The organism is Dehalobacter sp. TBBPA1, from assembly GCF_040931655.1.
Taxonomy (GTDB): Bacteria; Bacillota; Desulfitobacteriia; order Desulfitobacteriales; family Syntrophobotulaceae; genus Dehalobacter; species Dehalobacter restrictus.
Map to the genome: position 1 here is coordinate 1,811,255 of NZ_CP162385.1, position 14,140 is coordinate 1,825,394.

Consider the following 14,140-nt stretch of genomic DNA (forward strand, 5'->3'; position numbering starts at 1 on the left):
TTACTAATTTTATTGAGCAAATTATTACTAATTGTTTGCCCTTAATAACAAGAATACCAGTCTGTGTAAACGACAGGCTGGTATCTTTTTATTCGGCTTATTCTGCCCACGTTGCAAAAGGCTTCCTGCCAAGATTAAGATTCGTGTAACGCTTCTCTCCGGTAATTTCACAGTCACCGGCAACCCATTCCGGAAATTCCAGCGGAAAATCTTCCTGCGGAATTTCTATATCCACCGTAATCAAGCCGGCATTCTCCTCCTCATAAACGTCAATCTCCCAGATTAACCCCTGACGGCTTTTCACCAAATATCTTGTCTTAATGATGGGTGGGCTTATTGCCAAGGATATAAGCTTTTGAATCTCTTCCTCTGTTATTTCTTTCACAGGGGTCTCCAGTTCAAACCGCCTGTTTTTTGTATAATAATCCTTGATTGTCAAAACCATTTTATTCCCCTTAATTCTGAACCTGACCGACGGTTTCTCCGAAAGATAACCTTGAATCATCCGTTCCCCTTCCTTCAGTTCCGGCAGAAGATGCTGATGAACAAGGTACTTGCGCTCAATCTCCAGTCCCACTATCCCCAACTCCCATACGAGTGCCATGTTAACCCCTAAAATTACAATAAATGGCGAGCCGATTCCTTGTAAGACAAGGCGGTATCACGAGAAATCTGCTGACAGTATATGAAGATTTAGGGTTGACATGGTACTATTGCAAATTTATTTTATAAGCTTCATTATACCTTAAATTTTCCAAGGTCTATATAAGTCTATTTAATTTATTATCTAACTTTTAATCTAATAATAAGGTTGAAATTTTGATCAAGTGTCTTCTGTTTTAGCTCCTGGTTTTTTATCGTAATCAACAAGTTTCAAATAGCCCCACGTCGCTAATAGGAACCAGATGATAAAAAGGCTGATGGGATAAATCAGCGGACCCGGTTTTAAAATTCCCAGTTTGGAGATCACCTGAGAAAACATCACGCTGTAAAATATCCCGGATAAGACATAAACATAGCGGTAAATATTTTTCTTAGGTAAAAAGTAGAAGTATAAAACATAAAATACAGCCCAGGATATCGGAGCAAAAAAATGCACTGCCATTATCCCGAACTCCTGGTAATTGATATACCCGAACAATCCGGTGAAATAGCCGATGGCCGCCGCAATAACATCAAATATAGCCCCGAATATGATTCCGTAGATCGATAGTCTTCGAATTTCTGCTCTCGGAACAACGGCAACCATAGTCAATACAAAAATAAATGTATAGACCATCGGAATAAATTTTACAGCCATAAAACGTGCTCCTTTACTAAAGAGAATGCTGATATTAATCATTCCTGCTTTTCGAAATTATTATGCAAATGACAGTCTTAAAATAATGTTGTATATCAGTAAACAGAGATCTATGACATGACAAGCAACAGTCCAATTAAGAAAGCAATGGTTCATAAGGCCTACAAAGCAAAGAGCACTTCTGACTGTTTATGACAGCAGCAGTGCTCTTACTTATTTTAGCCGGGACATTTGTACCCGCTCGTAATGCTTAATTTTAATACCTACTCTCTTACTGCTTCCCAATCTGCTGCAGCGCTTCAACTGCTGAGGCATCGGCAAGGGTCGTCGTATCGCCGATTGCCCTCCCTTCAGCAATGTCTCTTAAGATTCTACGGATAATTTTCCCACTGCGGGTTTTCGGCAATTCTTCCGTAAGATGAATTTCATCAGGTCTGGCGATTGCCCCGATTTTGGCGGCAACATGATTCTTAAGTTCATTCACCAAGTCTTCCCTGGCTGCAACCCCTTCACGGAGGGTGACGAAAGCTGCGATTGCCTGCCCTTTTACTTCATGGCTTTTACCGATGCAGGCAGCCTCAGCCACAGCCGGATGCTCAACAAGGGCGCTTTCGACTTCAGCTGTACCGATTCGATGACCGGAAACATTGATGACATCATCGACTCTGCCGATAATCCAGAAATAACCGTCTTCATCGACTTTGGCCCCGTCCCCGGCAAAGTATCTGTCTGGCCATGTTCCCCAGTAGGTGTCCTTATAGCGCTTGTCATCACCATAAACCGTTCTGAGCATTGCCGGCCAGGGTTCGGTGATCGCAACGAATCCAACCTCTCCGTTTTGAACCGGCTGTCCGGATCTGTTCAATATTTCGGCTTTGACACCCGGGAAAGGCACAGAACAGGAACCGGGCTTCATGTCGGTTACTCCCGGCAGAGCTGAAATCATAATCATTCCTGTTTCCGTCTGCCACCAGGTATCGACGATCGGGCATCTTTCTCCGCCGATATGCTTGTGATACCATAACCAGGCTTCAGGATTGATCGGTTCTCCAACCGTCCCGAGGAGTCTAAGGCTGGTCAAGTTTCTTTTCTGGGGATAGCTTTCTCCCCATTTCATAAAGGTCCTGATTGCCGTAGGCGCGGTATACAGAATGGTTACCCCGTACTTTTCAATCAGTTCCCAGTATCTGTCCTTCGCAGGGTAGTCAGGCGTTCCTTCAAAGAGGAATATCGTCGCACCGTTGGCCAGCGGTCCATATACAAGATAGCTGTGGCCTGTAATCCAGCCGATATCGGCCGTACACCAATAAATATCGTTTTCCTTCAGATCAAAAATATACTGATGGGTCGTCGAAACCCCCGTCAGATAACCTCCGGTCGTATGCACAACGCCTTTAGGCTTTCCGGTGGTGCCGCTCGTATATAGGATAAACAGAATATCTTCCGCATCCATTTCTTCAGCCGGACAATCGGCTGCAGCATCCTTCATCAGCTCATGGTACCAGACATCTCTTTCTCCTTGTACGGCATTATCTAGGCCTACCCGTCTGACCACGATGACTTTATCGATTTCCGCGACACCTTTCAGAGCCTCATCGACATTTTCTTTGAGCGGAAGAACCTTTCCGCGGCGATAGCCGGCATCAGCCGTAATCACAATCTTCGATTTAGCATCATTGATTCTGTCCCGAATGGCCTCAGCGCTGAATCCGCCGAAGACCACACTGTGCGGCGCTCCGATTCTGGAGCAGGCCAGCATGGCAACGACTGCTTCCGTAATCATCGGCAAATAGATAGTGACAACATCCCCCTTTTTCACACCGAGAGAGCGAAGTACCCCAGCAAATTTGCTGACTTCATGATGCAGCTCCCTATAGGTGAGCATTTGGGTATCACCATTTTCGCCTTCAAAAACAATGGCATTTTTACCCGCCCGGGGCCCGGCCAAATGCCGGTCCAAACAATTGTAGGACGCATTGAGTTTACCGCCGTTAAACCATTTGGCAAATGGCGGATTCCACTCCAGAACCGTATCCCATTTTTTGAACCAACTAAGCGTTGAAGCCCTCTCTTCCCAAAAGGCCAATCTGTCTTCTGCCTTTTGATAAATGCCCGGGTCGGAAATGAGAGCATCTTTCCTGAATTCCTCTGAACTCTGAAAGACGTGTTTATTTTCTGAACTTAGGGTAATCTCTTTGGACATCTCTTTTTCCTCCTTACCGACCCAACGATAATTTTTTATTTTTTTCATCATATCACAACCGACTGCCCAAATCGTCTGCTTTGGAGTCAATTGCCCGTATTTAAGGGTTAAACGCAAAATACCGGCCTTCGCCGGTATCTCCAGATTTCTTTATCATCTTATCTATATGTGTCTTTAAATATCTTGCTTCTCATCTGATCATTCATTCCTGCTTATAGATTAATAAGTGAAACAGGCAGCGTACGTTCCACTGCCTGTTTCAGCCACCTCGTCCACCTTTTCTCCCAGGAAGGTTCCCCATCCTTCCAATTAATTATTTTACTTGATGATATTTTCAAATGCAAGTGCAAATCCAAATATGTCCAACATAGGTACTAGTCCTTGAGAAATTTCCTTTCCAGATAAGCGGTAATTCCCTCCGGCTGGCACCTGTATACCTCCTGGGCAGGCTTCTCTCTTAAACCCTGCAGCCCGGAAGGGATATCCCAGCCTGTCAAAGCGCTGAGCCCGGTCAACGCTTCCCAGGGGCCACATTCTCTGTACCTGTCGCCGGCAATTACTGTCAGAACGCTTTGAGCAAACTTGAAAGGACTCGCCGTTGAAGTCAGGACAGTAAAGGTTTTGTCCCCGCTGTTTTCTCGATAATCGTTGTAAACCTTCATCGCGACAGCCGTATGCGGGTCCAGCAGATAGTTGTCTTCTTCATACACTTTTTTGATGGTTTCGAAAACACCCTCTTCATCCGTCCAGCCAGCGATCATATTCTCCCTACAGGCAGTCAAAGTATCCGGATCCACACTGAACTTTCCTTCGCTGGAGAGACGTTGGAACCAGCTACTGGTCTTGCCGGCATCCCTTCCGGATACTTCAAACAAAAAGCGCTCAAAATTGCTGGAAATAAGGATGTCCATTGAAGGTGACGAAGTCAGATAAAACGGACGATTGCTTTCATAAGTTCCGGCAGTGAAGAAGTCTGTAAGCACATTGTTTTTATTCGATGCACAAATCAGTTTGCCCAGTGGCAGTCCCATTCTCTTAGCATAATAAGCGGCCAGAATATTGCCAAAATTACCCGTGGGAACCACGATGTTGATTTTCTCTTCCGCAGCAGTTCTTCCGAGTCTTACTGCCTCGAGATAAGCCCAGAAATAATAAACAATTTGAGGCAGCAGTCTTCCCCAGTTGATGGAATTCGCTGAGGAGAAAACCATATGGTTGGCATCCAATTTTTGGCGCAGTTCTTCAGATGAAAAAATCTTTTTAACTGCAGTCTGGCACTCGTCAAAATTTCCGTTGACCGCTACAACGAAAGTATTTCCTCCGCCTGTCGTAACCATCTGGCGCTCCTGCACAGCACTGACGCCGCCGTCGGGATAAAAAACCACAATCCGGGTACCCGGAACATCCTTAAATCCGTCCAAGGCGGCCTTGCCGGTATCTCCGGAAGTCGCCGTAAGAATCAGAACTTCCACATCAAGCCCAAGTTCTTTAATACTTGCAGTAAGCAGATAAGGCAGCATCTGCAGGGCCATATCCTTAAAAGCAGCGGTTGGGCCGTGCCAGAGTTCCAGCATCCCGCAGCCACCGACTTCAACAAGCGGTGCGGGGTTTGACGTATCAAAACGTCCGTCTCCGTATACTTTGACTGCCTCTTCCAGCGTTCCTGCCGGTAGATCTCCGCAATACAGCTTCATAATTTGCATAGCAAGCTCGGCGTAACTGCAGTTGGCATATTGTTTCCAATCCACGCAGGGGATCTCCTGAGGAACAAATAGTCCTCCCTGAGGTACCATTCCTAGAGCAATCGCCTGGGCAGAGGTTTGAGCATCAATGTTGCCGCGGGTACTAAGATACATTTTTTCTCCTCCAATAATCACTGTGCAATATTTCAATCATCAATAATTGATATTTTACTTGATTTTATATGAAAAGACACGTAAAAACAATATAACTATAATAGAATCCTGCTTAACTATCAAGGATTATCCTGTATTATTTTGAACACAAGACAAGGTATTTTACGCCTGAGCAAGAATATATTGGATAAGCGACTGATGCACTGGATAAAATGACTCATATGGCTTGACATTCCTCAAATCAACCAGAAAGCAAGGCGAAATACGATGAAAGATAATTTCACCCGCAAATATAGACAGACTTTGCTGCTCGGCTTAATCAAGGTAATCCAGGAACTGTTCCCCGAAGAAATGCTGAAGATTCCTTATTCCATCCTTGACGGCGTTTATTGCGAATTTTCCGGCTCCTTGGTTTCTCCCAGAGAAGTCAGACAGATTGAAACAGCGTTAAAGAGCTGGGCTTATAATAAAAACTGCATTGAATTTTTGAGGAAAGAAGAGAATTTTCATATCTACAAATTGGATGAAGCCATCATAAAATCAATTTATTCCGCCTTCGAGGATACTTCTGCCATCAAGGATTTCCGGCTTATTCCTTTTCAGCCGGGATTTATCCTGGATTTTTCCGATGAATCCGGTTATTTGGCAGACTTTGTTCTTCCCAAAAAGCTTTCAGCAACCTATACGGAAACTCAACGCTGGCTTGAAGTCCTGGATCTGGCTGAGGTCAAGGACGTGAATTCCTATATCAGAAACGGCCGCTCCATCGATCTCATTAATATTGCTGAAGCTCTCCAGGAGAAAAAGATCGCGGACATTGCGGATATAATAACCAATGAAAATAAAAATGTCAGAATCGTGCTGATTTCAGGACCATCCTCATCAGGGAAGACGACCTTTACCCATCGTCTCTCGACTCAGCTGATCGTCAACGGCCTGAAACCGATTTCCTTATCTCTGGACAACTATTACCTGAATCGGGAAAACATTCCGCGTGATGCTTCCGGACAGCTGGATTTTGATACCCTATACTCCCTGGACCTTGCGCTGCTCAATGAACATCTGGATAAACTGATTATGGGAGAAACGGTCCAGACACCGGTATTCAACTTTTTCACCGGGAAGAGAAATCCGGACGGAAATTGTATCCGTCTTGACTCGGACAATATCCTGCTGGTCGAAGGCATCCATGCCCTGAACCCAGGTTTACTCACCATTAACAGAAATTCGTTCTTTAAAGTCTATATCAGTGCGCTTTTTCTGCTGAATATCGACCGCCATAACCGCGTCCCGACAACTGAGGCGAGACTGATCAGACGAATCGTACGCGACGATAAATTCAGGGGCTTTGGCCCGGAGCGGACTCTGAATCAGTGGCCAAGTGTCAGACGCGGGGAAAATACCAGCGTTTTCCGCTACCAGGAAGAAGCAGATATCATGTTTAATTCCAGCCTGCTCTTTGAAATGAACGCCCTGCGTTCATTTGCCGAACCCCTTCTTGAAAAAATTCAGGAAACAAATAGGTTTTACGATACTTCAATTCGTTTGCTGAATCTTCTGTCGTTTTTTGAACCCATGGACACATCCAACATCCCCTTAAATTCAATTCTCCGGGAATTTATCGGAGGAAGTATCTATAGTGAATAGCCATAACATATCATCCAAGGAGAAAATGATGGAACCCAACAGACTTATGATGCGTGATTGTAAAATGAACCGCATTCTTTGTATTTTAGAACAAACCTATCCGGAAGCGCACTGTGAGCTTAATTTTCGCAACCCCTTTGAACTCCTTGTTGCAACAATTCTCAGTGCCCAGACCACAGACCAAAAGGTCAACAAAGTAACAGCCGTACTTTTCGAACGCTGCCCCACTCCCAAAAAGATGTTGGAGATCACTCCCCGCGAGTTTGAAGAAATCATTCGCCCGATCGGACTCTTCCGCACCAAAGCCAAAAATATTCTGCAGACCTGCGAGCTGCTCATTGAAGAACATCACGGAGATGTCCCCTCGAATCTGGATGACCTCGTAAAAATGCCGGGTGTTGGCCGTAAAACAGCCGGAGTAGTCTTAGCAAACGCCTATGGCATTCCTGCTTTACCTGTGGATACCCATGTGCTGAGGGTTGCCAATCGGCTCGGCCTGTCCCGGGAAAAAGACCCTTCTAAAGTAGAAAAAGAGCTTACCGCTCTTATCCCTAAGGAACTATGGATAGATACCCATCACCGTTTGATTTTTCACGGTCGCAGACTTTGCCATGCCCGGAAGCCGGAATGCCCGATCTGTCCTTTGAAAGACTGCTGTCCGGCATTTACCAGCGCTTCCTAGTATCTATTCTTCCTGAATAAAATGATAGTTCTTAAGCATTAGTGCTTCTTTAGCTTTTTCCAGAACGAATACCCTTTGAACATAAATCTGCCCGTTTTTTTTTGCTGTCCCGGTTCATTTTTCATCAACAAGGAACTCTGGCCGTTTCACTGACCGATTTGATATTGGCTGCAGAAGCGGCCAGATTTTCCACCATCTCAGGCAATTTCGCATTAATGACGTTTAAGGTTTCCTGCGCCTCCCCGATAAATTCTTCAGCTTTGGCAGCAATATCCCGGACCGTGTTTAATGCACTGTCCATTACTTGCATAGTCCGGCGTGCTGAACGCAGCAGTACAAGCAGATATATCCCGGCAGAGCAGAATATGACCGTTAAGAGCACGGCGCAAATCAGTGCATAATTCGTAGCATTCATTTTATTTCCACCCTATTTTACAACATGAGCTGTCAACTGCATTAATGTGCTGCGGTTTTTCACCCCGGAAAGATTCTCACCCGTAATTTGCTCTCCTGCTTTTAATACTGTACCGTTCTCAAGCTGAATGTCATTATTCAGCGTTTTTCCGAGCAGGAACTGAAGCTGGCGCTGCTCAAAGACATTAAAATCCTCCGGATATATGATTGTCCCGCTATTTTCAGCTGTCTTCAGTAAACTTTCACTCTTACCGAACTGTTCAATTTTCTTCTTCAAAAGCTCTTTTTCACTCAAGGCCGGGCTCTCCTTACCGCTCGATGGCTCGGATGCCTCTAACGCCTTGTTCCGTTCCAGCTTGATCAGTTCCTTGGCTTGTTTTCCTGAAGAAGGAGGATTGTCATCAATCAGAATGATCTCCTTACCGTACGTGATCACGTGATCACATTTAAATTCGCTGCATTTCCCCTGCGGATCAACGACCTCACAGGCTGCAATTATTCCGGTTGTTTCATCGAACAGTATTTCCTTCACCTGACCTATTAGGCACCCCCGGGTCGTCAGAACCTGAGAACTAACGACCTTGACATCTTTTTTTAGAAGTTCCACAGCAAGGTCGTTATGCGCAACATCCTGAACAACGGTGCTGTCATTGATGATTAATGCATAATCCCCTAACCCCAGGATATCGGCGTAAGCGATTAATCTTGCACCAAAATAATCTGACGGCTGGTCGATGACAAAGAAAGCCAAACTCCCATCCTCAGAATTGATGATGATGTCTTTGACAGTGCTAATTTGCTTTCCTTCATTTATGCTGATAATTTTCAAACCCCGAATTTCTGCCGAAGACTTCATTTTCCGATATCCTCCCGCCTATTAAAAATGACTATCATTGCACTCTGGATGTAGTTCTACAATCATACAAAATTCTCCTTCTTTATCGAATAAAATACAAATACAACCTTATTGCTTCAATAACTGAATAAGGTCCATATGAGGCTGAAACAAAGTGCAGCCAGCCAAGGCAGCACATTCAGCCGGACAATCTGTGCGGCTTCCGTTTGGGTGACCGCACTGACAATAGCCGGGAATCCCCATGGAATCACTGCAGCGTCTGTCCAAATTGCCGTAACCTGCCCCAGAACGGCCAAAGGAACGGCTGAAATTCCGGCCGCCTGTCCGAGAGCTGCCGCAATCCCGCCGGCTAATGGCAGAGCAGCGAAACCGGATCCGCTCATTGCCCCCAATACCGCTGTCAGCATTACCAGCAAGGCACAGGAATACTTATTAAGCACCACGATACCGGATAACTTATAGGCCAGCTGTTCCAGATAGCCCGCACCTTGGTGCAGCAGGACATTTTCATAACCGGAATGCGTCCCGAGGAGGAAGAAACCTGATATTACAACGATCGGGGCAAATACCTCCATTGAAAACTTCATTCCGGTCTGGATATGCCGCCCAAAAGTATTAAAAGATGTCTTATAATCAGTCAAAATCGTGCCAAGAATCAGGACAAGCAGCGTTACGCCGCCGATAACCGCTACGGCACTGTCTCCCCGCAATCTGCCATAGATCAGCCAGATCACTGCCAACAAGTAAAATGCAACTGCCGCCAGCGCCAGGATCATTCTTTTTCTTTTCTGAATCTGATGGTTTTGCTTTATCGGAGAAAGTACATCAAGTTCTTTTTGCTGCTCCTCCCCCTTCTGCCCGTCCAGTCGTTCCCTGTTGTCTGCCACCACGTACGCAGGAATGTTTTTCTTTTGCTGAACCATCATCATTCGAAAGCCGATCAAAGAAGCGATGATCCCGCTTCCGCATACAAGCGGCAGAGACTGCCGTAAGACCTGCTCCAGAGCGACACCGGCTGACCTGGCGCTAAGGCTGGGCGCACCCTGAATCACGTAATCACCGGCCAGCGCAATTCCTTCGCCAAAAATGCATAGACCAACCGCCAAACCAAGCGGAGAAATCCGGCTGCGGTGAATCAGTGGAAGGATCAAAGCCCCCAGCAGGGAGACTGCAGGCGTCGGCCAAAGAAATAAACTAAAGGTAAGCAGCATGACCCCTGCGAGCCAGTACAAATAAGCGGCATTTTTAATCTTCAGAATTGGCTTGATCAGGATGGTTTCCGTTTTCGTTTCTTTCAGCATGCCGGTCATAGCGACTACCAATCCGATCAGCAGGATGATCGGAAGCAGATCCGCAGCTGTCAGGAGAAACCCCCGGAAGGCAGCCTGAATTCCCCCAAAGAAGCTGCCGGTGTCCAGCACGCCTACGGCCAAAAGTCCAATGGCAGCAATGATTACCGGTTTTTTCTTAAAAAAAATGGCGATTATGATCAAAAGAATAAAAGCAAAGTAGACAAGCATGCCGGGACTTGGCAAACGATATTCACTTCCTTTTCCAAAAGACAAATGCTATACTTTTTTATGGGTTGAATCATTTGAAATGAGAGGACTATGATCATGAAACATTATGATATCGGTATTGTCGGCGGTGGAATCTCCGGTATAATGTGTGCCTATGAACTGATCAAACACAACCCTAAGCTTAACATCTGCATTTTTGAAAAAGGAAACAGCATACGCGACCGAAAATGCCCCCTGACTGAAAACAAATCCGTGAAATGTGCCAATTGCCCGACCTGTGCGATCATGGAGGGGTTCGGAGGGTGCGGTTCCTTTTCTGACGGAAAATATAATTTTACCACCGAATTTGGTGGCTGGCTGAATGAGTATGTCTCCAATGACCATGTCATGGATCTGATAGAGTATATGGATTCCATGCTTGTTGACTTTGGCGCAACGACCAAACGTTTTAGTACCCAAACTCCCAAAGCGCGCGAAATCGGAAAAATTGCGCTCCAAAACGATCTTCATCTTCTCCAGGCCGAAGTCAAACACCTTGGCACTGAGAATAATCTTAAAATCATGACCAATATCTTCAATTTTTTAAAGGACAAAGTTGAAATCAGACATAAGACAGAAATCATCGATGTTTCCCAGAATAAAGACAGGTATATTTTGTCCGCAGCCGTTGGGGAATATTCCTGTGACTGTCTGGTCTGCGCGGTTGGCCGGGTTGGAAGCGAGTGGTTTACTTCATTATGCAGGAAGATGAATATTCCGATGACGAACAATCAAATTGATCTCGGCGTCAGAGTCGAACTTCCTTACGAAGTGTTCAGTCAGATCACCGATGAAGTCTACGAGGCTAAGTTGCATTACTACACCCGGAAATACAATGACCTGGTCAAAACCTTCTGCATGAATCCCCGGGGACATGTCGTCACAGAAAATACCGTCGGCGTACTTACTGTAAACGGTCACAGTTATTCCGACGATAAACTGAAAAGCAACAATACGAATTTTGCGCTGCTGGTCTGTAATAAATTCACTTCTCCGTTCAACGAACCATTAAAGTATGGCAAATATATCGCCACGCTTTCCAACATGCTTGGCGAAGGTGTCATCGTTCAGCGCTTCGGCGACCTGATGAAAGGCCGGCGGACAAATGAAAAAAGAATGATGAAATCATTCACCAAACCCACTTTGCAATCCGCGAACGCCGGCGATCTTGGACTTGCCCTTCCGAAACGCCATCTCGATAATATCATTGAAATGATCTATAAACTGGATAAAATCGCACCCGGAACGGCGAACTATGATACATTGCTTTACGGCGTTGAAGTGAAATTCTATTCGGCCAGGCCACAGCTGAACAAGCAGTTGGAAACAAAGTATTCGAACTTTTATGCGATTGGCGACGGAGCAGGCATTACCCGTTCCCTATCCCAGTCCGCAGCCAGCGGCATCTATGTCGCCCGCAATATACTAAAAAAGCTTGAAGTCTAGCTGGCTTATAGGTTTTGGCTTATCTGCGGGCTATAATACCGCTTTTCGGCTATTGGCCCGTAAATCTGCATGCTAGAAACTATGTAAACTATAGATTGCTTTCGAGGTAGTCGAGAGCTTCTTCTATACAGGGGTAGTTGCTGATACCTTCCGCAACGGCTGCATCCCCGATCATAAGGAAATCGTTTGTTTCGTCTTTCATTGGCAAATCCACGATCGTATTTCCAAATACAATGACTTCCTCACTGCGAATACCAAGGATCTCTTTGACCACAGCAAGGGCCCGACCCTTGCTGTTTTCTTTGGGCATGACCTCTACACAATCATCGTATCGATTGATTTTATACTTATTTCTCTTCACCGGTTCCAGAGCTTGTACTGCCTGATACAATAAATTAACCGTGGAAAAATCCTTAGGTGCAGCAGTCAGCATCGTCTGATTGGGCTGAAACCAGAGATCCGGAAATTTTTTCAGAAGATCTTGCTTCATTACCTCACCTATCTGGTGCGGGATAGCTTCAAGCTTTTTCTCCCATTTACGCAGCGGCTCAAAAATAACGCCGCCGTTTTCTCCTGCAACCAAAGGTTGACAGATCCCAATTCCCCTAGCCAATCCCGCCAGGTAGGAAGCCGTCCGACCGGAAATAAAAACAATTCTGATCCCCTGACGTTCCAGCGATCTTAATTTACAGGCTACCTGGGCAGTAATCGGATCGTCCGTTGGTGCCAAGGTACCGTCAATATCAAATACAGCAAGCTTGATTCCTATGCTAATCCCCTCCTTGATTGTACGAATACTTTCAAATACACCAAAGAACCAACCGTATAGTTGTATCCCGAAGGAGATTTTCTAATTCAATATATATTATTTTTATTAACCAATTAATTATTTGACTTCTCTCATATTCGCCAATATGTAGCCTTCAAATATTTAATTTATTTCATTTGCTGTTCTCCTTAAAAAGAAAAGACACCTTGGGTTCAACCATCCATTTAAATAAAGTTCTAATTCCGTTCAAGGCCAGGATGATTGCCAGCGCTGCCCCAAGTATTATTACCAGCGCTCGCTGCGGTCCTGTCTGCAAAACCTGATAAAACCCGTATGCAACAAGGGCCTTCACGATCAATCCATGAAGCAGATACGTATACATCGTATTGCGCCCCAACGCTGAAACCAGAGGAACCTTCCTGCCAGGCACCAGCAGCAGCAGGCTCAGACCTAAAACTACAGCCAGCAGGTAAATACCTCCACGGTATAGACCTGCGAACCATTCCGTAGCGCCAAGCGCCTGATAAGATGCGCTCCCATAAAACCACGTAACGGTATAATTCTGACCAAAATAACAGAAAGCCAGAAAAGCCAGTAGCATAACACCGCCAGCAGCGAAGCGCCAATTTTTCGTCAGCAGCTTTTCCAGATGCTTTTTCTCAAAATAAAAGCCTGCCAGGAAAAACGGAAAGAAAACAACAATCCGCGACAGGCTCGCATAGTAACCCAGCTCACCCGTATATCCGGCAATAAGGCCGAAAAGAAATGTAACAGGCAGTGCATATCTGATCCTGACCACATAAGGCAGCGCCACTTTCCAAATAATCATGCTGAATAAAAACCACATGATCCAGTACGGCGTAAAAAAAGTAAAATGCAGGCTTTCCTTATGGAAAATCCAAAAGTCAAAAACGGAATAGATCATTTCGAAAATAACATAGGGTATGACTAGTCTGCTGATAATTTTTATCTCATATTTCGGATCATCAATATTCTTGGCAAAATAGCCGGAAATGAAAACAAACAGCGGCATATGAAATGAATAAATAAACGCATAAATGGATTTGAAAGCTGGAATATAGATCAGGGGTTCAATCATATGACCGACAACCACCAAAACAATCAGCATGAATTTCAGGTTGTCGAAGTACGGATCTCTTTGATTCATCCTCTGTCGGGTTCCTTTCTTTTCCTGATGATTTGATCTGGTTTATTATATCATTCATTTTGTCAAGAATCCTTAAAAAATTGCATTTAATTGGCCCCTTGTATTTAACAGGGGGCCAGGCTGCTGACAAGGCAATCGTTTGTCAGCAGTTTTTATCTTTTCAGAGGGGAAAAAAATATGGGCTTCCGGCAGAGGAACAGGAGGAATTTATCACGGATAACCAGGTCGGGAACATGAAGA

At 45.1% G+C, this 14,140-nt stretch carries 12 protein-coding genes; 3 read left to right on the forward strand and 9 right to left on the reverse strand.

What is annotated here, in order from left to right:
* Positions 1 to 97: 97 nt before the first annotated feature.
* The 4 genes from AB3489_RS08940 to thrC all read right to left on the reverse strand — a co-directional run bounded on the left by AB3489_RS08940 (position 98) and on the right by thrC (position 5,359).
* Entirely contained in the window at positions 98 to 604 is a 507-nt protein-coding gene (locus AB3489_RS08940; RefSeq protein ID WP_368292620.1) for an adenylate cyclase, read from the reverse strand.
* A gap of 219 nt (positions 605 to 823) precedes the next feature.
* Complete coding sequence (locus AB3489_RS08945; RefSeq protein WP_368292621.1) at positions 824 to 1,300, reverse strand: hypothetical protein; 477 nt, start codon at positions 1,298 to 1,300, stop codon at positions 824 to 826.
* 271 nt (positions 1,301 to 1,571) lie between these two features.
* On the reverse strand, positions 1,572 to 3,503 hold the full coding sequence (acs, locus tag AB3489_RS08950; RefSeq protein ID WP_368292622.1) for an acetate--CoA ligase: 1,932 nt from the start codon (positions 3,501 to 3,503) through the stop codon (positions 1,572 to 1,574).
* A 374-nt stretch (positions 3,504 to 3,877) separates the two neighbouring features.
* Positions 3,878 to 5,359: a threonine synthase gene (gene thrC / locus AB3489_RS08955; protein WP_368292623.1), complete on the reverse strand. Its 1,482-nt coding sequence runs from the start codon at positions 5,357 to 5,359 to the stop codon at positions 3,878 to 3,880.
* A 267-nt stretch (positions 5,360 to 5,626) separates the two neighbouring features.
* Between thrC and AB3489_RS08960 the strand changes: the two genes are divergently transcribed.
* Both AB3489_RS08960 and nth read left to right on the forward strand, forming a co-directional pair.
* Positions 5,627 to 7,006: a uridine kinase gene (locus AB3489_RS08960; RefSeq protein ID WP_368292624.1), complete on the forward strand. Its 1,380-nt coding sequence runs from the start codon at positions 5,627 to 5,629 to the stop codon at positions 7,004 to 7,006.
* Between the two features lie 28 nt (positions 7,007 to 7,034).
* Entirely contained in the window at positions 7,035 to 7,688 is a 654-nt protein-coding gene (gene nth, locus AB3489_RS08965; RefSeq protein WP_368292625.1) for an endonuclease III, read from the forward strand.
* A gap of 124 nt (positions 7,689 to 7,812) precedes the next feature.
* On the opposite strand, the gene AB3489_RS08970 is transcribed toward nth, so the two are convergent.
* The 3 genes from AB3489_RS08970 to AB3489_RS08980 form a co-directional block, all read right to left on the reverse strand.
* The gene (locus AB3489_RS08970; protein ID WP_368292626.1) at positions 7,813 to 8,103 is read right to left on the reverse strand and encodes a hypothetical protein; all 291 of its coding nucleotides are present in this window, start codon (positions 8,101 to 8,103) and stop codon (positions 7,813 to 7,815) included.
* 12 nt (positions 8,104 to 8,115) lie between these two features.
* The gene (locus AB3489_RS08975; RefSeq protein WP_368292627.1) at positions 8,116 to 8,958 is read right to left on the reverse strand and encodes a PRC-barrel domain-containing protein; all 843 of its coding nucleotides are present in this window, start codon (positions 8,956 to 8,958) and stop codon (positions 8,116 to 8,118) included.
* A gap of 116 nt (positions 8,959 to 9,074) precedes the next feature.
* Positions 9,075 to 10,493 (reverse strand): hypothetical protein, encoded by a 1,419-nt coding sequence (locus tag AB3489_RS08980; protein WP_368292628.1) that lies wholly within the window; start codon positions 10,491 to 10,493, stop codon positions 9,075 to 9,077.
* 75 nt (positions 10,494 to 10,568) lie between these two features.
* On the opposite strand from AB3489_RS08980, the gene AB3489_RS08985 reads away from it, so the two are divergent.
* Entirely contained in the window at positions 10,569 to 11,963 is a 1,395-nt protein-coding gene (locus AB3489_RS08985; protein ID WP_019225762.1) for an NAD(P)/FAD-dependent oxidoreductase, read from the forward strand.
* Positions 11,964 to 12,051: 88 nt separating this feature from the next.
* On the opposite strand, the gene AB3489_RS08990 is transcribed toward AB3489_RS08985, so the two are convergent.
* Positions 12,052 to 12,810 carry an HAD family hydrolase gene (locus AB3489_RS08990; protein ID WP_348980997.1) on the reverse strand — a complete coding sequence of 253 codons (759 nt, stop codon included), beginning with the start codon at positions 12,808 to 12,810 and terminating at the stop codon, positions 12,052 to 12,054.
* Between the two features lie 94 nt (positions 12,811 to 12,904).
* Positions 12,905 to 13,900 carry an acyltransferase family protein gene (locus tag AB3489_RS08995; protein ID WP_368292629.1) on the reverse strand — a complete coding sequence of 332 codons (996 nt, stop codon included), beginning with the start codon at positions 13,898 to 13,900 and terminating at the stop codon, positions 12,905 to 12,907.
* Between the last annotated feature and the right edge of the window lie 240 nt (positions 13,901 to 14,140).

Bases quoted from the DNA above. Each gene is read 5' to 3' on its own strand.
- AB3489_RS08945 (WP_368292621.1), bottom strand. From the start codon at position 1,300: ATGGCTGTAAAATTTATTCCGATGGTCTATACATTTATTTTTGTATTG.
- AB3489_RS08975 (WP_368292627.1), bottom strand. From the start codon at position 8,958: ATGAAGTCTTCGGCAGAAATTCGGGGTTTGAAAATTATCAGCATAAAT.
- thrC (WP_368292623.1), bottom strand. From the start codon at position 5,359: ATGTATCTTAGTACCCGCGGCAACATTGATGCTCAAACCTCTGCCCAG.
- AB3489_RS08940 (WP_368292620.1), bottom strand. From the start codon at position 604: ATGGCACTCGTATGGGAGTTGGGGATAGTGGGACTGGAGATTGAGCGC.
- AB3489_RS08960 (WP_368292624.1), top strand. From the start codon at position 5,627: ATGAAAGATAATTTCACCCGCAAATATAGACAGACTTTGCTGCTCGGC.
- nth (WP_368292625.1), top strand. From the start codon at position 7,035: ATGGAACCCAACAGACTTATGATGCGTGATTGTAAAATGAACCGCATT.
- AB3489_RS08985 (WP_019225762.1), top strand. From the start codon at position 10,569: ATGATCATGAAACATTATGATATCGGTATTGTCGGCGGTGGAATCTCC.
- AB3489_RS08995 (WP_368292629.1), bottom strand. From the start codon at position 13,900: ATGAATCAAAGAGATCCGTACTTCGACAACCTGAAATTCATGCTGATT.
- acs (WP_368292622.1), bottom strand. From the start codon at position 3,503: ATGTCCAAAGAGATTACCCTAAGTTCAGAAAATAAACACGTCTTTCAG.
- AB3489_RS08970 (WP_368292626.1), bottom strand. From the start codon at position 8,103: ATGAATGCTACGAATTATGCACTGATTTGCGCCGTGCTCTTAACGGTC.